The sequence below is a fragment of the Streptomyces thermodiastaticus genome (genome assembly GCF_014656135.1).
In the GTDB taxonomy this organism is placed as follows: domain Bacteria; phylum Actinomycetota; class Actinomycetes; order Streptomycetales; family Streptomycetaceae; genus Streptomyces; species Streptomyces thermodiastaticus.
Window position 1 is genome coordinate 214,309 of record NZ_BNBV01000005.1, and the last position, 20,496, is coordinate 234,804.

The 20,496-nt window shown below is 72.8% G+C and carries 20 protein-coding genes and 2 pseudogenes; 11 read left to right on the plus strand and 11 right to left on the minus strand.

Going from position 1 to position 20,496, the window contains the following annotated elements:
* Window positions 1-169 precede the first annotated feature (169 nt).
* The 5 genes from IE286_RS07745 (at window position 170) to IE286_RS07765 (ending at window position 5,963) form a co-directional block, all read left to right on the plus strand.
* Window positions 170-1,804 carry an ABC transporter ATP-binding protein gene (locus IE286_RS07745; RefSeq protein WP_229862046.1) on the plus strand — a complete coding sequence of 545 codons (1,635 nt, stop codon included), beginning with the start codon at window positions 170-172 and terminating at the stop codon, window positions 1,802-1,804.
* Window positions 1,801-2,934, plus strand: coding sequence for an ABC transporter permease (locus tag IE286_RS07750; protein WP_189795859.1), 1,134 nt, complete (start codon window positions 1,801-1,803; stop codon window positions 2,932-2,934). Before IE286_RS07745 ends, IE286_RS07750 begins: the two co-directional genes overlap by 4 nt.
* Entirely contained in the window at window positions 2,931-4,193 is a 1,263-nt protein-coding gene (locus tag IE286_RS07755) for an ABC transporter permease (protein ID WP_189795860.1), read from the plus strand. The genes IE286_RS07750 and IE286_RS07755 overlap by 4 nt, the downstream gene beginning before the upstream one ends.
* A complete protein-coding gene (locus IE286_RS07760; protein ID WP_189795861.1) occupies window positions 4,190-4,594 on the plus strand; it encodes a cytidine deaminase in 405 nt (134 codons plus the stop codon). The genes IE286_RS07755 and IE286_RS07760 overlap by 4 nt, the downstream gene beginning before the upstream one ends.
* A gap of 85 nt (window positions 4,595-4,679) precedes the next feature.
* Window positions 4,680-5,963, plus strand: coding sequence for a thymidine phosphorylase (locus tag IE286_RS07765; RefSeq protein WP_189795862.1), 1,284 nt, complete (start codon window positions 4,680-4,682; stop codon window positions 5,961-5,963).
* Between the two features lie 125 nt (window positions 5,964-6,088).
* Here the strand turns inward: IE286_RS07765 and IE286_RS27085 are convergent.
* Window positions 6,089-6,314, minus strand: a pseudogene (locus IE286_RS27085) (AEC family transporter); the annotation flags it as partial.
* A 161-nt stretch (window positions 6,315-6,475) separates the two neighbouring features.
* Complete coding sequence (locus IE286_RS07770; protein WP_189795863.1) at window positions 6,476-7,414, minus strand: alpha/beta hydrolase; 939 nt, start codon at window positions 7,412-7,414, stop codon at window positions 6,476-6,478.
* Between the two features lie 116 nt (window positions 7,415-7,530).
* On the opposite strand from IE286_RS07770, the gene IE286_RS07775 reads away from it, so the two are divergent.
* Entirely contained in the window at window positions 7,531-8,259 is a 729-nt protein-coding gene (locus IE286_RS07775; protein WP_189795864.1) for a TetR/AcrR family transcriptional regulator, read from the plus strand.
* Between the two features lie 30 nt (window positions 8,260-8,289).
* Here the strand turns inward: IE286_RS07775 and IE286_RS07780 are convergent.
* Both IE286_RS07780 and IE286_RS07785 read right to left on the minus strand, forming a co-directional pair.
* Window positions 8,290-8,775: pseudogene (locus IE286_RS07780) on the minus strand (ketosteroid isomerase family protein); the annotation flags it as partial.
* Window positions 8,776-8,790: 15 nt separating this feature from the next.
* Window positions 8,791-10,116, minus strand: coding sequence for an MFS transporter (locus IE286_RS07785; protein WP_189795865.1), 1,326 nt, complete (start codon window positions 10,114-10,116; stop codon window positions 8,791-8,793).
* 63 nt (window positions 10,117-10,179) lie between these two features.
* Here IE286_RS07785 and IE286_RS07790 point away from each other — a divergent pair, with 63 nt between their 5' ends.
* Window positions 10,180-11,157 carry a LysR family transcriptional regulator gene (locus IE286_RS07790; RefSeq protein WP_189795866.1) on the plus strand — a complete coding sequence of 326 codons (978 nt, stop codon included), beginning with the start codon at window positions 10,180-10,182 and terminating at the stop codon, window positions 11,155-11,157.
* A 46-nt stretch (window positions 11,158-11,203) separates the two neighbouring features.
* Here IE286_RS07790 and IE286_RS07795 read toward each other — a convergent pair whose 3' ends face one another.
* Window positions 11,204-11,968: an alpha/beta hydrolase gene (locus IE286_RS07795; RefSeq protein WP_189795867.1), complete on the minus strand. Its 765-nt coding sequence runs from the start codon at window positions 11,966-11,968 to the stop codon at window positions 11,204-11,206.
* Window positions 11,969-12,153: 185 nt separating this feature from the next.
* Between IE286_RS07795 and IE286_RS07800 the strand changes: the two genes are divergently transcribed.
* Window positions 12,154-13,314 (plus strand): adenosine deaminase, encoded by a 1,161-nt coding sequence (locus IE286_RS07800; RefSeq protein ID WP_189795868.1) that lies wholly within the window; start codon window positions 12,154-12,156, stop codon window positions 13,312-13,314.
* A 128-nt stretch (window positions 13,315-13,442) separates the two neighbouring features.
* Window positions 13,443-13,766, plus strand: coding sequence for an ATP-binding protein (locus IE286_RS07805; protein ID WP_189795869.1), 324 nt, complete (start codon window positions 13,443-13,445; stop codon window positions 13,764-13,766).
* A 106-nt stretch (window positions 13,767-13,872) separates the two neighbouring features.
* On the opposite strand, the gene IE286_RS07810 is transcribed toward IE286_RS07805, so the two are convergent.
* From IE286_RS07810 to afsQ1, 5 genes are all read right to left on the minus strand, one after another.
* Window positions 13,873-14,079, minus strand: a complete 207-nt coding sequence (locus tag IE286_RS07810) for a PspC domain-containing protein (protein WP_189795870.1) — start codon at window positions 14,077-14,079, stop codon at window positions 13,873-13,875.
* Window positions 14,080-14,139: 60 nt separating this feature from the next.
* Window positions 14,140-14,721, minus strand: coding sequence for a VanZ family protein (locus IE286_RS07815; protein WP_189795871.1), 582 nt, complete (start codon window positions 14,719-14,721; stop codon window positions 14,140-14,142).
* A 175-nt stretch (window positions 14,722-14,896) separates the two neighbouring features.
* Window positions 14,897-15,532, minus strand: a complete 636-nt coding sequence (locus IE286_RS07820) for a hypothetical protein (RefSeq protein ID WP_229862048.1) — start codon at window positions 15,530-15,532, stop codon at window positions 14,897-14,899.
* The gene (locus IE286_RS07825) at window positions 15,529-17,130 is read right to left on the minus strand and encodes an ATP-binding protein (protein WP_189795872.1); all 1,602 of its coding nucleotides are present in this window, start codon (window positions 17,128-17,130) and stop codon (window positions 15,529-15,531) included. The genes IE286_RS07820 and IE286_RS07825 overlap by 4 nt, the downstream gene beginning before the upstream one ends.
* A 59-nt stretch (window positions 17,131-17,189) precedes the next feature.
* Entirely contained in the window at window positions 17,190-17,867 is a 678-nt protein-coding gene (gene afsQ1 / locus IE286_RS07830) for a two-component system response regulator AfsQ1 (RefSeq protein ID WP_185867801.1), read from the minus strand.
* A 205-nt stretch (window positions 17,868-18,072) separates the two neighbouring features.
* On the opposite strand from afsQ1, the gene IE286_RS07835 reads away from it, so the two are divergent.
* A complete protein-coding gene (locus tag IE286_RS07835) occupies window positions 18,073-18,855 on the plus strand; it encodes a SigE family RNA polymerase sigma factor (RefSeq protein WP_189795873.1) in 783 nt (260 codons plus the stop codon).
* 403 nt (window positions 18,856-19,258) lie between these two features.
* On the opposite strand, the gene IE286_RS07840 is transcribed toward IE286_RS07835, so the two are convergent.
* Window positions 19,259-19,894 (minus strand): uridine kinase family protein, encoded by a 636-nt coding sequence (locus IE286_RS07840; protein ID WP_229862054.1) that lies wholly within the window; start codon window positions 19,892-19,894, stop codon window positions 19,259-19,261.
* Window positions 19,895-20,031: 137 nt separating this feature from the next.
* On the opposite strand from IE286_RS07840, the gene IE286_RS07845 reads away from it, so the two are divergent.
* A complete protein-coding gene (locus IE286_RS07845) occupies window positions 20,032-20,424 on the plus strand; it encodes a hypothetical protein (protein ID WP_189795874.1) in 393 nt (130 codons plus the stop codon).
* Window positions 20,425-20,496 lie beyond the last annotated feature (72 nt).

Below are 20,496 nucleotides of genomic sequence, written 5' to 3' on the forward strand. Positions count from 1 at the left end.
GCCTGTCGCGGACACGGCCGCAAGGACGCTGCCGGGCAGCGTCACGGCCGCGGAACGGGGTGCGGGTGGCCGAACCGGCCCGCACCCCGTTCACGGCAGAATGCTCGGGCCGGACGGTCGGTGAAGCAGCATCGACCGGGTCCCGGGCAGTGTGTACAGCAGGGGCGCTATGCGCGTAGAGCTGCGGCCCCTTTCCCAAGGAGAGTGCGCCATCGACGCGTCCAGCAGCCCTCCGCCCACCGCTTCCTCGACCGCCGCGGTGGAGCTCGCGGGCATCACCAAACGCTTCCCCGGTGTCGTGGCCAACCACGACATCCACCTGACGGTCCGCAAGGGCACCGTGCACGCCCTCGTCGGCGAGAACGGGGCCGGCAAGTCGACCCTGATGAAGATCCTCTACGGCATGCAGAAGCCGGACGAGGGCACCATCACGGTCGACGGCGAGCAGGTCACCTTCAACAGCCCCGCCGACGCCATCGCGCGCGGCATCGGCATGGTCCACCAGCACTTCATGCTGGCCGACAACCTGACCGTGCTGGAGAACGTCGTGCTGGGCAGCGAGAAGCTGCACGGCATCGGCGGCGCCGCCCGCAGGAAGATCGAGGAGATCTCCGGCCGGTACGGCCTCGGGGTGCGCCCCGACGCCCTGGTGGAGACCCTCGGTGTCGCCGACCGTCAGCGCGTGGAGATCCTCAAGGTCCTCTACCGCGGTGCCCGCACCCTGATCCTCGACGAGCCCACCGCCGTGCTCGTCCCGCAGGAGGTGGACGCGCTCTTCGCGAACCTGCGCGAGCTGAAGTCCGAGGGCCTGTCCGTCATCTTCATCTCGCACAAGCTCGGCGAGGTCCTGGCGGTCGCCGACGACATCACCGTCATACGCCGCGGCACCACGGTCGGCACCGCCGTGCCCTCCGAGACCACCCCGCGCCAGCTCGCCGAGCTGATGGTCGGCAGCGAGCTGCCCACCCCGGAGACCGCCGAGTCCACGGTCACCGACCGGCCCGTGCTCACCGTCGACAAGCTGCGGCTTCAGGCCGAGGGCGGCCGTGCCGTCCTGGACGACATCAGCTTCACCATCCATGCCGGTGAGGTCCTGGGCCTCGCGGGCGTCGAGGGCAACGGGCAGACGGAGCTGATCGAGGCGCTCATCGGCCTGAAGCCCGCCGATTCCGGCACCATCACCCTGGGGGGCGAGGAGATCACCGCCTGGCCCACCCGCAAGCGCCGCGAGAGGGGCGTCGGCTACATCCCGGAGGACCGCCACCGCCACGGCCTGCTGCTGGAAGCACCGCTGTGGGAGAACCGCATCCTCGGGCACGTCACCGAGCGCCCCAACGCCAAGGGCTTCTGGCTCGACCCCAAGGCCGCTCAGGCCGACACCCGCCGGATCGTCGAGGAGTACGACGTCCGCACCCCCGGCATCGACGTCACCGCAGCCTCCCTGTCCGGCGGCAACCAGCAGAAGCTGATCGTCGGCCGGGAGATGAGCCACCACCCGACGTTCCTGATCGCCGCCCACCCCACCCGTGGTGTGGACGTCGGCGCGCAGGCGCAGATCTGGGACCAGATCCGCGCCGCCCGCCGTGAGGGCCTGGCCGTGCTGCTGATCTCCGCCGACCTCGACGAGCTGATCGGCCTGTCCGACACCCTGCGGGTGATCTACAACGGCCGGCTGGTCGCGGACGCCGACCCGGCCACCATCACCCCCGAGGAGCTGGGTTCGGCCATGACGGGTGCCGCCTCCGGCCACCTGGAACACGCAGACACCGACGACACCGCCGGCCCGGAGGGCGAGGCCCGATGAAGAAGTTCGACAAGGAGCGGGTGCTCCTGGCGGTGGCCGGGCCGGTCATCGCCCTCGTCGCGGCGATCGTGCTGACCTCGGTCGTGCTGATCGCCTCCGGCAAGAGCCCGATCGAGCCGTACGTGCTGATGCTCCAGCAGGCCGGCTACTCCGACGTCCAGGTGCTCATCATCAACCAGGCGTCGATGTACTACCTGGCGGCGCTGGCGGTGGCCATCGGCTTCCGGATGAACCTGTTCAACATCGGCGTCGACGGCCAGTACCGGCTCGCGGCCGTGATCACCGCCGTGGTCGGCGCCCACCTCGCCCTGCCGTCCTTCCTGCAGATCCCCGTGCTGCTGCTGGTCGGTATGCTCACCGGCGCCCTCTGGTCCGGCATCGCGGGTGTCCTGAAGGTCACCCGGGGCGTGAGCGAGGTCGTCGCCACGATCATGCTCAACTCCATCGCCACCGCCCTCATCGGCTACCTGACCCTGTCGGACGTGTGGGGTGTGCAGGTCGGCAACAACATGACCACCGGCACCATGCACAAGTCCGGCTGGTTCCCCGGCATCGACCTGGGCGCGGACGTCGGTGAGATCTACGGCCTGGTGTTCCTCGCCGTGGCCATGGGCATCGTGTACTGGATCGTCCTCAACCGCACCCGCTTCGGCTTCGACCTGCGCGCCACCGGCGAGTCCGAGACCGCCGCCGCGGCCTCCGGCGTCGACGCCAAGAAGATGGTGCTCACCGCGATGCTGATCTCCGGCGCGGTCGCGGGCCTGTCCGGCCTGCCGCTGCTGCTCGGCGACTCCCACACCTACAGCCTGAGCTTCCCCACCGGCCTCGGTTTCACCGGCATCACCATCGCGCTGCTCGGCCGCAACAACCCGGTCGGCATCGCCTTCGCCGCGCTGCTGATCGCCTTCCTCGACAAGGCCTCTCCCGCGCTCGACTACGCCACCCCGGTGGCGTACGAGAAGGAGATCGCCACCATCATGCAAGGCCTGATCGTCTTCGCGGTCGTCATCTCCTACGAGGCCGTCCGGCAGTGGGGCCTGCGCCGCCAGCAGAAGCGGGTCGGCGCCGAGCTCGCCGCCGCGGCCGCCGCACTGAACAACTCCGAGAAGAAGGAGGTGGCGGCCCGATGACCACCTCGACCATCGCCAAGCCGCAGGCGAAGCCGTCCGCCCGGAACGGCCGCCGGTTCTCCCTGCCGGTGCTCCTGCTGATCATCGCGGGCGTCCTGGTCCTGACCTCGGCCGTCCGCCTGATCACCGGCGCGAACGAGATCACCTCCACCGGACAGGTGTCCACCGCGCTGCGGCTGGCCGTCCCCATCGGCCTGGCGGGCCTGGGCGGCCTGTGGGCCGAGCGCGCCGGTGTGGTCAACATCGGCCTGGAAGGCATGATGATCCTCGGCACCTGGTTCGGTGCCTGGGCCGGCTACCAGTGGGGCCCGTGGACCGGCGTGGTGTTCGGGATCATCGGCGGCTGCATCGGCGCCGTCCTGCACGCCGTCGCCACCGTGACGTTCAACGTCAACCACATCGTCTCCGGTGTGGCCATCAACATCCTGGCCCTGGGCCTCACCCGCTACCTGTCGAAGTTCACCTTCGAGGACGCCCCGCAGGGCTCCTCCAAGCAGTCCCCGCCGATCGACTCGCTGGGCTCCTTCTCCGTGCCCGGCCTGTCGGACGCGCTGCAGACCCTCAACGGCAAGCACTGGTTCCTGGTGTCCGACCTGGCCGGCCTGATCGGCGGTGTGTTCACCAACCTGTCGCCGCTGACCGTGGTCGCCGTCGCCCTGGTGCCGCTGTCCTGGTGGGTGCTGTGGCGCACCGCCTTCGGGCTGCGGCTGCGCTCCTGCGGCGAGAACCCGGTGGCCGCCGAGTCCCTCGGTGTCAACGTCTACCTGTACAAGTACCTCGCCGTGATCATCTCCGGCGGTTTCGCCGGCCTCGGCGGCGCCTTCCTGTCCATCGTGGCCTCCAACGTCTACCTCGACGGACAGACCGCCGGCCGCGGCTACATCGGCCTCGCCGCGATGATCTTCGGCAACTGGATGCCGGGCGGCCTCGCCCTGGGCGCCGGCCTGTTCGGTTACACCGACAGCCTGAACCTGCGCGGCGGCACGACCAACGTCCACGCGCTGATCCTGCTGCTGGCGATTCTGCTGGTGTTCGGGGTGGCGTACCTGGTGTGGCGCAAGCGGGTCGTCCCGGCGGTGATCACCGCCGTGGTCTCGGCGCTGATGTTCCTCTGGTACGCCGGCACCGACGACGTACCCAAGCAGGTCGTGACCGCGACCCCGTACATCGTCACCCTGCTGGTGCTGTCGCTGTCCGCGCAGCACCTGCGGATGCCGAAGGCGGACGGCCTGCCGTACCGGAAGGGACAGGGCAAGTGACATCCGCGGCGGCGACGGTCGACTGGGCGGCACTGCGCGAGGAGGCACGCGCGGCGATGAGCCGGGCCTACGCCCCTTACTCGGGCTACCCGGTCGGCGCCGCCGCCCTCGTCGACGACGGCCGGATCGTCACCGGCTGCAACGTCGAGAACGCCTCGTACGGCCTCGGCCTGTGCGCGGAGTGCGGTCTGGTCTCGCAGCTGCTCAACAGCGGCGGCGGCCGGCTGACCCACTTCACCTGCGTGGACGGCCGCGGTGAGATCCTCGTCCCGTGCGGCAGGTGCCGGCAGCTGCTGTACGAGTTCGGCGGGCCGGAGCTGCTGCTGCAGACCCCGGCGGGCATCCGGCCGCTGTCGCAGATGCTGCCGCAGGCCTTCGGGCCGGAGCATCTGAGCAAGTGAACCACCGAGCGGCCCCGTGCGCGCCGTCCCCCGTGGCCGGCCGGCACGGGGCCGCACCCTTCGCACCCGGAAGGAACCGAACCCCATGGCCATGGACGCCATCTCCGTCATCCGCACCAAGCGGGACCGTGGCGAACTCAGCGACGAGCAGATCGACTGGGTGATCGACGCGTACACCCGCGGGGAGGTCGCCGACGAGCAGATGTCCGCGCTGGCCATGGCCATCCTGCTCAACGGCATGAACCGCCGGGAGATCGCCCGCTGGACCGCCGCGATGATCGCCTCGGGCGAGCGCATGGACTTCTCCACGCTGTCCCGGCCGACCGCCGACAAGCACTCCACGGGCGGTGTCGGCGACAAGATCACCCTGCCGCTGGCCCCGCTGGTCGCCGCGTGCGGCGCGGCCGTCCCGCAGCTGTCCGGCCGCGGCCTCGGCCACACCGGCGGCACCCTGGACAAGCTGGAGTCGATCCCCGGCTGGCGCGCCCTGCTGTCCAACGAGGAGATGCTGTCCGTGCTGGACCGCGTGGGCGCGGTGATCTGCGCGGCCGGCGACGGGCTCGCGCCCGCCGACAAGAAGCTCTACGCGCTGCGCGACGTGACCGGCACGGTCGAGGCCATCCCGCTGATCGCCTCCTCGATCATGTCCAAGAAGATCGCGGAGGGCACGGGCAGCCTGGTGCTGGACGTGAAGGTCGGCTCCGGTGCCTTCATGAAGACCGTCGAGGACGCCCGCGAGCTGGCGCGCACGATGGTCGGCCTGGGCACCGACTCCGGCGTGAAGACGGTCGCGCTGCTCACCGACATGTCGACGCCGCTCGGCCTGACCGCGGGCAACGCCCTGGAGGTGCGCGAGTCGGTGGAGGTCCTGGCGGGAGGCGGCCCGAAGGACGTCGTCGAGCTGACCCTCGCCCTGGCCCGGGAGATGCTGGACGCGGCCGGCCTGAAGGACGCCGACCCGGCCAAGGCCCTGGCCGACGGCTCGGCGATGGACGTCTGGCGGCGGATGATCGCCGCCCAGGGAGGCGACCCGGACGCCCCGCTGCCCACCTCGCGCGAACAGCACGTGGTGACGGCGCCCGCCACCGGTGTGCTCACCCGCCTGGACGCCTACGACATCGGTGTGGCCGCCTGGCGCCTGGGCGCGGGCCGTGCCCGCAAGGAGGACCCGGTGCAGGCCGCGGCCGGCGTGGAACTGCACGCCAAGCCGGGCGACACGGTGACGGCCGGCCAGCCCCTGCTGACCCTGCACACCGACACCCCCGAGCGCTTCGACTATGCGCTGCAGGCGGTGGAGGGTTCGTTCGACATCGCGGCACCGGGCACAGAGTTCACGCCCTCGCCGGTGGTGCTGGAGCGTATCGCCTGATCAGGCGCTTCCTCCTTCGGGTGAACGGGACCGGTGGATCCGCGCCGGTCCCGTTCGGCATGCCGGGACCGGTGACGCACCGCTGGGCAAGCCGCCATGAGCGCGGCACGCTCGTTGCGGACCTCGAAGACACCCGCGGTCACCGCCGTGCTCAGGGCCGTCACCAGCAGCCGGCCGGAGAAGATCACCGAGGTCCGCACGGGCCGGCGTGGTGAACAGCAGCGCCGGGGTGGCCGCATGGAAGGCCAGCCCGGTCAGCACCTCCCGGCCCTGTGCGCCGAGCGAGCCGCGCCGGCCGCTCGCATAGCCGGCCCCGATGACGACCGCGATCACCGCGAACCCGCTCAGCACAACCCTCGGGTGCGCCGGACCGAGGGGTCGATGTGAACTGTGCCCGGTGGTGGCGGCAAGGGGCGGGACCGTGTGCCGGGGACGGGCGTCGCTGCCGGACGTGCGGGCGGCCGGGCGGCGCCGCGAACGGCGCTGACCGCGGCGACTTACGACGCCTGCCGTCACGCGAAGGCCGCGCCGATGGCGTCGCCGATCTCGTTCAGCACGTCGCGTGCGATCCGGACGTCGCGGGTGAAGGACAGAAAGGCGTGGGGCACTCCCACGACCGGCCGGTGCGTCACCGGCACTCCTGCCGCGCGGAGCGCCTCCGCGTACCGGACGCCCTGGTCGCGCAGGGGGTCGAGCTCGGCCGTGACGATGAAGGCGGGCGGAAGCCCGGCGAGGTCCACCGCGCGCAGCGGTGAGACGCGGGGATCGGCGCCCTCGTCGGGGGTGTTCAGGTAGGCGCCCCAGAACCACTCCAGCCAGGGGTGCGTCAGCAGCGGTCCGGCGGCGTGCTCGTACATCGACGCGCTGTCGTCGAAGCGGTCGGTCGCGGGGTAGGCGAGGGCCTGGAAGGCGACGGCCGGTCCGCCGCGCCGCCCGGCCTCCTGCGCGGTGACGGCGGCGAGGTTGCCTCCCGCGCTCTCCCCGAACAGGGCGATGCGCCGCGGATCGGCACCGAAGGTGCCCGCGTGCTGCCCGGCCCACTCCAGGGCCGCGTACGCGTCCTCGACGGCCGCCGGGAACCGGTGCTGAGGTGCCAGCCGGTAGCCGACGGAGACGACGACGGTCCGCGACCGGGTCGCGACGACGCGGGCGAAGTGGTCCTGGGTGTCGAGGTCGCCGAAGACCCAGCCGCCGCCGTGGAAGAACAGCGTCACCGGGGCGGGTGCACCCGGCGGGACCGTCTCGGGTGTGCAGATGCGGACGGGCACGTCGTGGTCGCCGTTGCGGAAGGCGGTGTCGCGCACCTCGCGCACCGGGACGGTGTCACCGGCGAACGCGGCGAACGCGCGGCCGGCGGCGCGGTTCTCCGCCACGGTCAGGGTGTTGGGGGCCGGTGAGGGGGTCGCGGCCAGATCGTCGAGCACGGTCCGCATCTGCGGGTCGAGGGCCATGAGCGGCACCTTTCGCGGCTGTTTGGGGCGTTGTGCCAAGGCGTTGGAATGAACGCTCCAACCGTAGGGACGGCGAGATTGGAAAGTCAATTCCAATCGTCGGTAGGCTGACGTCCATGCAGACGCGCAGCAGTGTCGAGTTCCGGGACAGGGCGGCGAGCGACGAGAGCGGTCGTGGCAGGGCGGCGAGCACCGAAGGGGGGCGCCGCACACGGGACCGCATCCTGCAGGCGGCCGCCCAGCTGATGTTCCGGCAGGGCGTCGCCGGCACGAGCATCCCCGACGTGCAGCGCCACGCCCGGGTGAGTGCCTCGCAGATCTACCACTACTTCGGGGACAAGAAGGGCCTCGCGGCGGCGGTGATCGAGTACCAGAGCGCCATGAAGCTCGAACAGCAGCGGCCCCTGCTCGACCACCTGGACAGCATCGACGCGCTGCGGGAGTGGTGCGAACGTGCCGCCGCCCGCCTGGACGCCGTGCACTGCGCCGGAGGGTGCGAGATCGGCTCCCTCGCGAGCGAGCTGTCGGACAGCGACCCCTCGGCCCGCGTCCGCCTGGCCAGGGCGTTCGCCGCATGGCAGGAGGCGATCGAATCCGGGCTCACGCGCATGCGTGAGCGCGGCGACCTCGCGGCCGACGAGGACGTCACGGCGCTCGCGGGCGCGCTGCTGGCCGCGATCCAGGGCGGCATGCTCCTGTCGCAGGTCAACCAGGACGCCACCCCGTACCGCCGCGCGGTCACCGTGGTCATCGACCACATCGCGGACCGTGTCGCGGCGGCCCGGGCCGCGCGGTCCGCCGCCGACCGCCGACCGGGGGCCGGCCGCGACCGTGCGACGCGGTGACCTCCCGCACCGGTGACGGCCGCCGTGGTGTCAGCGGCCCCGCCCGGCCCGGCCGTGTTCCTCCTCCAGGCGCGGCGGCAGCCCGAACAGCGGGAACAGCCGCGAGGTGTCGAGGAAGCAGTGGAACCCGGTGATGCGGCTCGTCGAGATCTCCAGCACCTGTATGGCCCATGGCGTCCAGCCGCCCTGCTCCGCATCCGGTTTGTACGGGGCGTAGGCGGGCAGCCCGTTGGCCGCCACCGGTATCAGGCGGGAGCCCGCGCAGGAGGCGCCGATGGTGGTCATCAAACCGGTGATGTCCGCCGCCCCGGACAGCCACAGGTCGAACGGCGGCATCGTCATGACCGCGTCCTCGTGCAGCAGCGCGGTCAGCGTCGTCATGTCGTAGCGCTCGAAGGCCTCCACGTAGCCGTCCAGCAGCGTGCGCTGCTCCGCGTCCAGCGGGTCGGACACCGCCGCCCGCGCACCGCGGTCCGCCCGCGCGGCGAGGGTCGCGCGGGCCCGCTGCAGCGCGCTCAGGGAAGGCGGGCGTCAGGCGGTCGCCGGATCCCGGTGGCGGGCCTCCGCCCTGGCCGCCCGCGTCCCGAGCAGGGTGATCACCCCGACGCCCAGCATGGCCAGCAGGCCCACCGCGACCGTGCCGGGCCAGCCCTCGGCGTGGAAGGCCGTCGCGCCGACCGTGCTGCCGGCGCTGGAGCCGATGTAGTACATCGACTGGTACAGGGCAGAGGCCTGCGCCCGCCCGCGGGACGCCGTCCTGCTGACCGCCGACGAGGCCACCGCGTGCCCGGCGAAGAAGCCCGCCGTGATCAGCACCAGGCCCAGCAGGACCAGCACCACCGAGTCCGCCAGCGACACCAGCAGACCCGCCGCGGTCGTGGCACCCGCGAGGTACAGGGCACCCCTGCGGCCCAGCCGGCGCACCAGCCGGCCCGCCGCCGACGCCGACACCGTGCCCACCAGGTACACCAGGAACACCGACCCGACGATGCCCTGCGGCAGCGAGAACGGCGCCTCGGTCAGGCGGTAGCCGATCGCCGTGTAGACGCCGCCGAAGACCGTCATGAACAGCGCGCCGATCGCGTACAGGCGGCGCAGCAGCGGGTTGGCCAGGTGGTCGCGGACCGTGCCCAGCAGGACGCGGGGACGCAGCGAGCCGGCCGTGAAGTGCCGCGGCGCGGGCAGCAGCATCCGGAACGCCACCGCGCAGACCACCGCGATCACGCCGATCACCCCGACGGCGACCCGCCAGCCCCACTCCTGGGCGATCCAGCCGCCGATGATCCGGCCGCTCATCCCGCCCACGCTGTTGCCGGCCACGAACAGACCGATCGCCGTGACCAGCGCCGAGGGCCTGACCTCCTCCGCCATGTACGCCTGCGCCGAGGCGGGCAGGCCCGCCAGCGCCGCGCCCTGCAACGCCCGCAGCACCACCAGCACGCCCAGCGAGGGCGCGAAGGGCACCAGCAGACCGAGGGTCACCGCGACCGCCAGGGACGCCGTCATCACCGTCCGCCGGCCGAAACGTTCCGACAGGGCGCTCATCGGCAGCACGAAGACGGCCAGGCCGCCGGTGGCCGCCGCCACCGTCCAGCTCGCGTCGCCCGCCGCCACCCGGAAGTCGTCGGAGACCAGCGGCAGCAGCGCCTGCGTGGAGTACAGCAGGGCGAAGGTGGCGACTCCGGCCAGGAACAGGGCGAAGCTCATCCGCCGGTAACCGGGGCCGCCGGGGATCATCCGGGAGTCGGTGCCGGAGGCGGTGCCGGGCGTGGCGCCGGCGGTGGATCCGTAATCGGAGGCGGGGGCGGTGTCAGCGGCGCCCACGGTGGTGGACGCCCCGGTATCGGCGGGATTCATGCCTCGACCGTAGGGAGGCCGTCACTGATCCGTCCAATGCATGGAACGGCGATAATCGTTCCCATGGTGCATCAGTCAAGGTCGCGAGTCCGGCTGTCACCGTCCGGTGACACAGAAGACATCTCGGGAAACGGTGAGGAGTTCGCCCGGCTGCTCGCGCCGCGCCTCGCCCACTTCGCCGGCGTCGCCCGCACCGAGCATGTCACGCGCGCCGCACAGGAGATGGGCGTCCCCCAGTCCACGCTCTCGCGCGCGATGGTCCGCCTGGAACAGGATCTCGGGGTCGACCTGTTCGCCCGCCGGGGCCGGACCGTCTCCCTCACCCCCGCCGGGCGCACCTTCCTCGCCTCCGTCGAACGTGCCCTCGCCGAGATCGAGCGGGCAGCCGAGCAGGTGCGCGCCGACGCCGACCCGGCCACCGGCAAGGTCGCCTTCGGCTTCCTGCACACCATGGGCGCCGAGACCGTGCCCGGCCTGCTGCACGCCTTCCGCGCCGATCATCCCCGGGTCCGCTTCAGCCTGGTGCAGGACCACGGCGGGGCCATGCTGGAGCGGCTGCGCGCCGGCGAGCTGGACCTGTGCCTGACCTCGCCCGTGCCGGACGCCCCGGACCTGGTGGCCCGCCGCCTCGACGAGCAGAAACTGCGCCTGGTGGTGCCCGAGGGTCACCGGCTGGCCGGGCGCCGCCGGATCCGGCTCGCCGAGGCCGCTGAGGAAACGTTTGTGACCCTGGAACCCGGCTACGGCATGCGCCGCATCACCGACGCCCTGTGCCGCGAGGCCGGCTTCACCCCGCGCATCGCCTTCGAGGGGGAGGAGACGGAGACCCTGCGCGGCCTGGTCGCCGCCGGGCTGGGCGTCGCCCTGCTGCCGCCGCCTCCCGTGCCCCGGCCGGGGGTGGCCGAGCTGACGGTCACGGCCCCGCGCGCGGTGCGCGAGATCGGCGTCGCCTGGCTCGACGGCCGGCCGGAGACGCCCCCGGTGGCGGCGTTCAAGAAGTTCCTGCTCTCCCGCCGGGGCCGCCTGCTGCACCAGCCGTGAGACCTCGGGCCGACTCCGCGATGGCGGCACCCGCGGCCGACCAGGGTCACCGCCGCCGGGGCGGTCTGCCGAAACCCGAGGCGAGCGGCATCCGCAGCCCGATCGGCGGCGGGGCGGCCAGCGCGTCCCGCACCGGGCGGGCGAACTCGTGCCCGAACAGCGTGCCCCTGACGAAGTCCGCGGTCAGCGCGGTGACCTCGGCGCGGTACTGGCGCAGCCCGTGCCCGTCGGTGTGCACCTCGAACCGGCACACGTTCCGGTTGGCCTTCTTCGCCCGCGCCGCGAAGGAGAACGACAGCTCGGGATCGGTGCGCAGGTCTCGCGTGCCGTGCACGATCAGCACATACCGCCCGGTGAGCTGCTTCACCGGTTCCGGGCCGGCCGCGGTGTCGTCCTCGGGCAGCCACGGGGCGACGGCCACGACCGAGCGGACCGCCTCGTGCCCGCCCGCGCGCAGCGCCGCCCGGCCGCCCATGCCGTGCCCGGCCAGGCACACCGGCACGTCCCCGTAGCGCCGTACCGCCTCCTCCACCGCCCAGGCGGCGTCCCGGGCCGGGTCCGCCCGGTCGCCGTTCCAGCCGCGGCAGCGGTAATGCACCACGTGCACGGCCAGGCCGTCGGCGCGGCCGGCCAGCGCCAGCCGGCGTCCCAGCGTGTTCAGCAGGGCGGCCGCGCGCAGCGCGGAGGGTCTGCGGGCGGAGGCCTCCGGACCGCCGGGGAGCAGCAGCACCGCTCCGCGCACCACCGCCGGCCGCGGGCCGGCCGTCCTGCCCAGCCGGGCCGTGCGCCCGGGCGTCGCCAGCACAACCATGACAGAACAGTGGCAGAAGCAGTGCGCTGTGCCCACCCGTCCGTGCGGTCACCGTTGCGTATCGACGGCCGCGTGCTCGGCGTGTGCGTGGCGCGTGCGTATCGACGGCCGCGTGTTCGGCGTGTGCGTATCGACGGTCGCGTGTACGACGTGCCCCGCCGCCCGCGCGGACGTACAGTGCGGCGATGACGAGCCAGACCGCCCCACCGGCAATCCCCGGCCCCGATCAGGTCCGCAGGGCGCCCAAGGTGCTGCTGCACGACCATCTCGACGGCGGGCTCCGTCCGGCCACCGTGGTCGACCTGGCCCGGGAGTGCGGCTACGCCCGCCTGCCCGCGACCGACCCGGACGAGCTCGCCCGGTGGTTCCGCGAGGCCGCCGACTCCGGCTCGCTGGAGCGCTACCTGGAGACCTTCTCCCACACCGTCGCCGTGATGCAGACCCGGCAGGCGCTGGTCCGGGTCGCCCGCGAGTGCGCCCTGGACCTCGCCGCGGACGGTGTCGTCTATGCCGAGGTGCGCTACGCCCCGGAGCAGCACCTGGAGGGAGGGCTGAGTCTCGAGGAGGTCGTCGAGGCCGTCGACCAGGGCTTCCGGGAGGGCGAACGGCTCGCGCGGGCCGAGGGCCGCCGCATCCGGATCGGCGCCCTGCTCACCGCGATGCGGCACGCCGCCCGCGCCCTGGAGATCGCCGAGCTCGCCAACGCCTACCGTGACGCGGGCGTCGTCGGTTTCGACATCGCGGGCGCGGAGGCCGGCCATCCGCCCACCCGGCATCTGGACGCCTTCGAGTACCTGAAGCGGGAGAACAACCACTTCACCATCCACGCCGGCGAGGCCTTCGGGCTGCCCTCCATCTGGCAGGCCCTGCAGTGGTGCGGCGCCGACCGGCTCGGACACGGGGTACGGATCATCGACGACATCCGGGTCCGCGAGGACGGCACGGTGGAGCTGGGGCGGCTCGCCTCCTACGTCCGGGACAAGCGCGTCCCGCTGGAGATGTGCCCCACCTCGAACCTGCAGACCGGCGCGGCCCCCTCGTACGCCGAGCACCCCATCGGGCTGCTGCGGCGGCTGCACTTCCGGGTCACCGTCAACACGGACAACCGGCTGATGTCCCACACCACCCTGAGCCGGGAATTCCAGCACCTCGCCGGGGCATTCGGCTACACCCTCGACGACATGCAGTGGTTCACCGTCAATGCGATGAAGTCGGCCTTCATTCCTTTTGATGAACGGCTGGCGATGATCAATGATGTGATCAAGCCCGGATATGCGGCGTTGAAATCCGAATGGCTGTTCCGTCAGACGACCGTGACCAGCACGTCTGTCGCGCCGGAGGACTGAACGGAGCACATCGGGGCGCGATACGCACCCCTCACGCCCCGGCATTTCGATGGTTGCGATCGGCGATGCGGCGTGTTTACGGTCATGGACCGCTCGTTCCCCCGCTCTCCATTCCAAGGACGCGTTTCATGAAGCAGTCTGCCGCCAAGACCCTCGGTGTCGCCGCTCTCGGTGCCGCCTTCGCCGCGATCGGCGCGGGCGCCGCGAACGCCGCGCCGGCCCTGCCGGAGACCGGGCAGGTCGCGGACACCGTCGGCCAGGTGCTCCCCGCCGGGAACGTCACCAAGGCGCTGCCGGGAGCCGACCAGGCGCTGGCCCCGGTGGGGCCGACGGTCGACCGGACCCTCGACGCCACCCAGCCGGTCAAGCCGGTGACCGGCCTGCTCGGCGGACTGCCCGTCCAGGGCCTGCCCGCGAAGGGCCTGTCCGTCAACGGCCTGCCCGTGCGCTGACCTCCTCCTTCACCGCCCCCCGCATGCCGCCGGGGCGCACCCCTCGGTCACCGGGGTGCGCCCCGGCGGCGTTCGTCTGCGCACGGCGGCGGACGGCACCGAGCGGCTACCAGGCCGTACGCCGGGCGGCCTTGTCCTCGGAGGGCAGCAGGATCCACAGCGCCAGGTACACCACGAACTGCGGGCCCGGCAGCAGGCAGGACAGCAGGAAGATCACCCGCATCGTCGTCGCCGAGGTGTGGAAGCGCCGGGCCAGCGCGGCGCACACGCCACCGATCACACGGCCGTGGCTGGGGCGGGCAAGGGCGGTCATGGAGGCCTCCGTGGGCTGTCGTGCGGAGCCTGTCCGTCAGGGCCCCGTCCGTCTGCCACGTTACGGAGCGGAAGGAGGCGCGGCATCGCTCCACGGAGCGATGCCGACCCTGGGAATCGTCGGGGTGCGCCCCTGAGTCCTGTCCTGGCCGGACACCTCCGGCGAGCCGGTCCGCTCGGCCCTGCGGTGGAGCAGGAAGCGAGCCGCCGGCACCACCGCGAGATGGGCGACGGCCACGCCCGCGGTGTTCAGCAGCAGCATGTCGACGTCCACCACCCGGCCGGGCACACCGGTCTGCAGCAGGGCGACTGCCACCGAGGCCAGGGCGCCGGCCGCGACCGTACGGGCCAGGGAGGCGACCGGCGAGACCCGCAGCCGGCCGTGCGCCAGTGGCAGCAGCACCCCCAGCGGGGCCAGCAGCCCCAGTCCCTCGGCCAGCGGCCGCAGCGCCCCCGGCCAGCCCAGGCGCAGGTCGGCGCGCACGGTGGCCAGGGGATGCAGATTGGGCGGAGTCACCCACGGGACGTCCCGTGGACGCAGCATCAGCCAGGCGACGAGCGCCCCATGGAGGACGAGGAGAACGCCTCCCGTCGTACGGAGGCGGAAGGCGGTCCTGCCGCCGAGAGAGCCTTGACGCTGCACGCCCCCCAAGACGCGTCCCCCAACTCGTTCGGTTCCGGCTGTCACCCGACCGGGGACCCCGCTGTGCTCCGCCTCGCCGGCTGCACACCCCGCGCGTACGCGGGGGCGGGCGCACCCCGGGCACACGCCCGTGCCGTCCATCGGTCCGCGCCTGCGCCGGGCACCCGCGGCCGGGTCAGCCGGAGGCGACCGGCGTGGACGGCGGCCTGGTGGTGCCGGGGCCGGAGCGGACCGCGTCGGTGCAGGTATAGCGGCGCAGCCCGCCGTCGTCGGGGCCGCCGAGCACGACCGAGCCGTCGCCCTCGGCGGCGGCCGAGTCCGACAGGGTGCACACCAGCTGCGCGAGGGCGGTGGTGCCGAGGCCGGACGGGGCGGTGCTCAGCCGCAGAGCGTCCTGCGGGTCGCCGGCGCGCGGACCCGAGGCCGTCAGACCGCGCGGCACGAGAGTGCGGTACCCCGCGGCCTTCTCCCCGGCCGACGGCTCCTCGGCCAGCTGGTCCAGCAGACCCTGGGCGATCGCCACCCGCCGGGCGTCGTCGTCCGTGCCGTCCGCCACGGTCACCACCCGGTCGACGGCGACCAGCGACGCGCCGCACAGCAGGAACGCCTGCACCGGGAACCCGCGCGCACGCTGCCCGTCCGTGTCGGGCTGGGGCGGTGTGCAGGGCACCCGCGAGGGCGCGGCACCGAAGTCGGTGGGCACCTGAGTGGGCCGGATCCCGCACCCCGTGAGCACCAGTGCCAGGGCCGCGAGGGCCGGCAGCCGGCGGCGCGGCGACCCCGCGCGCCCCAGTCGCTCGCGTGACCTCACCGCACCTCCTCCCGCACGCCGCCGTCCGTGCCGCCGTTCGTATCGCCGCCGTGGCCGGCTTCCCGGGCCGCGCCGTCGCCGTCGCCGTCCCGCCGGCCGGAGCCGCCGGCCTTGTCCTCCGCCTGGGCGGCGAGCGCGGAGGCGTCCCGCGGCAGCCGCAGGGTGAACACCGCGCCGCCCTCGGGGTGGTTGGCCGCGGTGATGTCGCCGCCGTGGATGTGGGCGTTGTTCAGGGCGATGGACAGGCCGAGGCCGCTGCCCTCCGACCGCGGCCGGGACGCGCTCGCCTTGTAGAAACGGTCGAAGACATGCGGCAGCACGTCCTCGGGGATGCCGGGACCGTGGTCGCGGACCTGGATGACGATCTCCTCCTCCGACTCGCGCACCGACACCCGCACCGGGGAGCCGCCGTGCTTGAGGGCGTTGCCGATCAGGTTGGCGAGGATGACGTCCAGGCGGCGCGGGTCGAGGCGGGCGTGGATGCCGCGCTCGGCGTCCAGCTCCACCGCGTCCAGCCAGGCACGGGCGTCGATGCAGGCGGTGATCTGGTCGGCGATGTCCACGTCGTCCAGGACGAGCCGGGCGGTGCCCGCGTCGAAACGGGTCACCTCCATCAGGTTCTCCACCAGGTCGTTCAGCCGCCGTGTCTCGCTGACCACCAGCCGGACCGCCGGTTCGATCATCGGGTCGATGCCGCCGCCCTCGGAGTCCAGCTCCTCCTCCAGCACCTCGGTGACCGCGGTGATGGCCGTCAGCGGGGTGCGCAGCTCATGGCTCATGTCCGCCACGAAGCGGCGGGAGGCCTCGTCCCGGGCGGCCATGTCGGCGACCCGCTTCTCCAGCGCGGCCGCCGCGTTGTTGAACGTGCGCGCCAGATCGGCCAGTTCGTCGGTGCCGGAGACCCGCAGCCGGGTGTCGAGCCGGCCCTCGCCGAGACGGCGCGCCGCCGCCCCGAGCCGGTGCACCGGCCGCAGCACGGTCGTCGCCGCGGCCTGCGCCAGCAGCGCCGCACCGACCAGCGCCAGCGCCGTGGCGACCCCCAGCGACCAGGCCAGCGAGTTGAGGTCCTTGGCCTCCGGCTCCAGCGATTTGAGCATGTAGCCGGTCGGGCCGCCCCCGATCACCTTCGAGCCCGCCACCAGATACGGCGTGCCGTCGAGGCTGATGCGCTGCCAGTACAGGTGGTACGGCGCCTTGTTCGTCTCCGACAGCGGCTGGCGCCGGTCCACCGCGGCGCGCAGCGAGGCGGGCACGTCCCGCAGCGAGAAGCCGTCCGGCCCGCCGGAGGCGCCGTACACCGTCCGCCCGTCGGTGTCCTGTCCGACGAGCAGCACACCGAACCGCTGGCCGCTGCCCGCCATCTGGCCGGCGGTGTGCTGCAGGACGTCCTGCGAGCAATGCTCCGGCAGGGCACCCGCCCGGTTGTGCATCTCCTGCCAGAAGTCCCGCAGCACCGCGTCCTGGGCACGGGTGAGCACGGCCTCCCGGTTGAGCCAGTAGGCGATCCCGGACGCCGACACCGCCGCCGTCAGCGCCACCAGCGCGAACACCACGACCAGCCGCAGCCGCAGACTGGTGAAGCGCAGACGCGACCACACTCTCCCGCGCCCCGCGGCCCAGCCGCGGAGCCGCCCTTGCTCTTCGGTCCGCTCTTCGGTCACTGAGGCGCGTCCAGGCGGTAACCGACTCCACGCACGGTACGGATCAGGGTCGGGGACGACGGCACGTCCTCGACCTTGGCCCGCAGCCGCTGCACGCACGCGTCCACCAGCCGCGAGTCACCGAGATAGTCGTGCTCCCACACCAGCCGCAGCAGCTGCTGCCGCGACAGCGCCTGACCGGGCCGCCGGCTCAGCTCCAGCAGCAGCCGCAGCTCGGTCGGGGTGAGCTGCAACTCCTGCCCGTTCTTGGTCACGGTCATCGCGGCCCGGTCGATGACGATGTTGCCGAAGACCGCCGAGTCGCTCGTCTCCCGCTCACCGCGCCGCAGCACGGCCCGGATCCGGGCGTCCAGCACCCGTCCCTGCACCGGTTTGACGACGTAGTCGTCGGCACCGGACTCCAGGCCGACCACCACGTCGATGTCGTCGCTGCGCGCGGTCAGCAGGATGATCGGCAGCTGGTCGGTGCGCCGGATGCGCCGGCACACCTCGAACCCGTCGATGCCGGGCAGCATGACGTCCAGCACGATCAGGTCCGGCCGCTGCTCGCGCAGCAGCTTCAGACCTTCCTCTCCACTGGCAGCGGTGGCCACCCGGTGTCCCTGGCGCGTCAGGGAGAGCTCCAGGGCCGTGCGGATGGCGTCGTCGTCCTCGATCAGCAACAGGGAAGGCACGGTCTCATTCTGGCCCATGGGTGTTCGGGGTTTCGACCCCCGTACGGCCGCAGGCCCGCCCCGCGGGGACAGTGTCCTGTGACATGTCCCGGTGTCCTGTGACACGTCTGTGACAGTCGGCGGACACGGCCATGAAGTCGCCACGGCAAGCTGTTCGGCACAGGCAAGCGGTCCGAACACCGAAGTCCACCGACGGGGGCGCGAGATGAACACACTGCACGGCATCGGCACCAGCGCAGTGGTCACGCGTCTGCACGACGTGAACCGGGGTGCGGACAGGGCCGGCACGGAGGGGGCCGTCTCCCGTGCGGGCACGTGCGAGCGCGGAGGAGTGCGGACGTGCGCTCACGGCTCCGGCCGTCAGCACACCCCGTACATGACGGTGCTGGAGGCGCGTCCGGGGGGCCGCGGGGACACCCGCGGGCAGGACGCGTCCGCGAAGGCGCCCGCGGAGCGCCGCTCCCTGACCGAGGCGGAGTTCACCGCCTACGTCCAGGAGCGCCGCGCCTCCCTGTACGCCACCGCCTACCACCTGACCGGCGACCGGTTCGAGGCCGAGGACCTGCTGCAGAGCGCGCTGTTCTCGACCTACCGGGCCTGGGACCGGATCAGCGACAAGGCGGCGGTCGGCGGATACCTCCGCCGCACCATGACCAACCTGCACATCAGCGCCTGGCGCCGCCGCAAGCTGACCGAGTACCCGACCGAGGAGCTGCCGGAGACGCCCGGTGACACGGACGCGATGCGCGGCACCGAGCTGCGCGCCGTGCTGTGGCAGGCGCTGGCCCGGCTGCCCGAACTCCAGCGCACCATGCTGGTCCTGCGCTACTACGAGGGCCGCACGGACCCGGAGATCGCGGACATCCTCGGCATCAGCGTCGGCACCGTGAAGTCGAGCATCTGGCGTTCGCTGCGCCGGCTCCGCGACGACGAGGTGCTCAGCTTCGGCCGCAGCCGCAAGGAGTCCTTCGGCGAGCTGGTCGCCTGAACCGGCTCACCGCGGGCAGGGGGAAACACACGGGGGAGACACGGGGGAAAAGGAACAGGGGGAACACGGGAGAGAAAAGGGAACAGGAGACGCGGGGGACCCTTGGGAACGTGGGGGTGAACACAGCCCGAGGGGGACACAGGGGAACAACGGGGGAGAACAGGGGGAAACGGGGGATCCACGGGGGAACAACGGGGAATCCATGGGGGGCCATGGGGGATCCACGGGGGAGCGCCGCACGGACGTGGGGGGACGTGAGGCGCGACACGAAGCGGGGCTGGAGGGCCGGGGGGTCCGTCCAGCCCCGCTTTCGTCATGAGCGCTCGGACGTCGCCGGGGTGCCCCGGCACGCACCGCGGCGGCCGCCGCTCGCCGGGCCGGTCCGCGCGGCCCGGACGACGTCCTAGGCGACCGTCCGCGCCTGAGGCTGCCGGCCCGCCGCCGCGGCGGCCAGCCGGGTCAACGCCTCGTTTTTGCCGCAGGGATGAGCGCCGAGCGCCACCTGGCGGGCCACGATCGACCGTTCGGCGCGCATCAGCCGCCAGCCGCGGCGCAGCAGGAACGGCACCGACTTGCGGCCCTCCCGCAGGTCCCGCACGAAGCGGCGGCGGAACGTGGTGACCGCCCCGCGGGTCAGGCACAGGGCGTCGGCCAGCAGGCCCAAATCCCGGCACCGCTCGACGATCTCGGCGGCGAAGACGCCCTCCGCGACGAACAGCGGCCTGTCGCCGAGGTGCAGGGTGGTCTCGCCGGTACGGGCGCTGCGCGCGATGTCGTACACGGGTACGCGGGTGCTGCCCGTCGCGCACAGCCGGGCGATCGCCTCCACCGCGACGTCCGCGTCCCAGGAGCCGGGATGGTCCCAGTCGATGTCCGAACTGCCTTCCACCAGCGGCAGCGTCGGGTCGTCGCCCTCCTTGTAGAAGTCGTCGAGGCGCAGCACGGGCAGCCCGGAGAGTGAGGCGATCAGGGACTTGCCCGAGCCCGAGGGGCCGCACAGCAGCACGACACGGGCGGACGACGGGGGATGAAGGTTCACGGAACACCAGTTTGACGCATGGTGGCCTCGATTGCCGACCCCGCGGGTCGGCTTTGCTACGCACACTGCCCCTCAACTACGCTGTGCGTCGACCTCGTTACGTCATGTACCGGACTTCATCGGAAGGCGGCCCCGTCATGGCTCGACATGCGTCCCCCTCCCGTTCCACCGCGCGGCGCGCTCTGATCGCCGTCGCGGCCGCCGGTGCCGTCGTGGGCGCGGGCGCGACGACGGCCGTGGCGGACACCGCGCCGCGCACGGGAGGGGTGGACCGCTCCGCCGCCGCGGACGACGTCACCCCGGCCGTGAAGGGGGTGACCGGCACGGTCGGCCACGTCACCGGCACGGTGGCCGGTCTGAAACCCAATCCGCTCGCGGGCACCGGAGTCGACCCGCTGGACAACGGCGTCGGCACCCGGATCGCCGACTTCAAGCCGGTGGACTCCCGCATGCTCACGGGCCCGGTGGCCGAGGCTCCGTCGATCGGCAGCATCCCGGTGGTGGGGCAGGTGCTGGGCGCGCTGCGGTAGCGCGCCGGGTGCACGGAGACGACGACGCGGCAAGCCGCGGCCTCCCCCGGGACGAGGGGAAGCCGCGGCTCA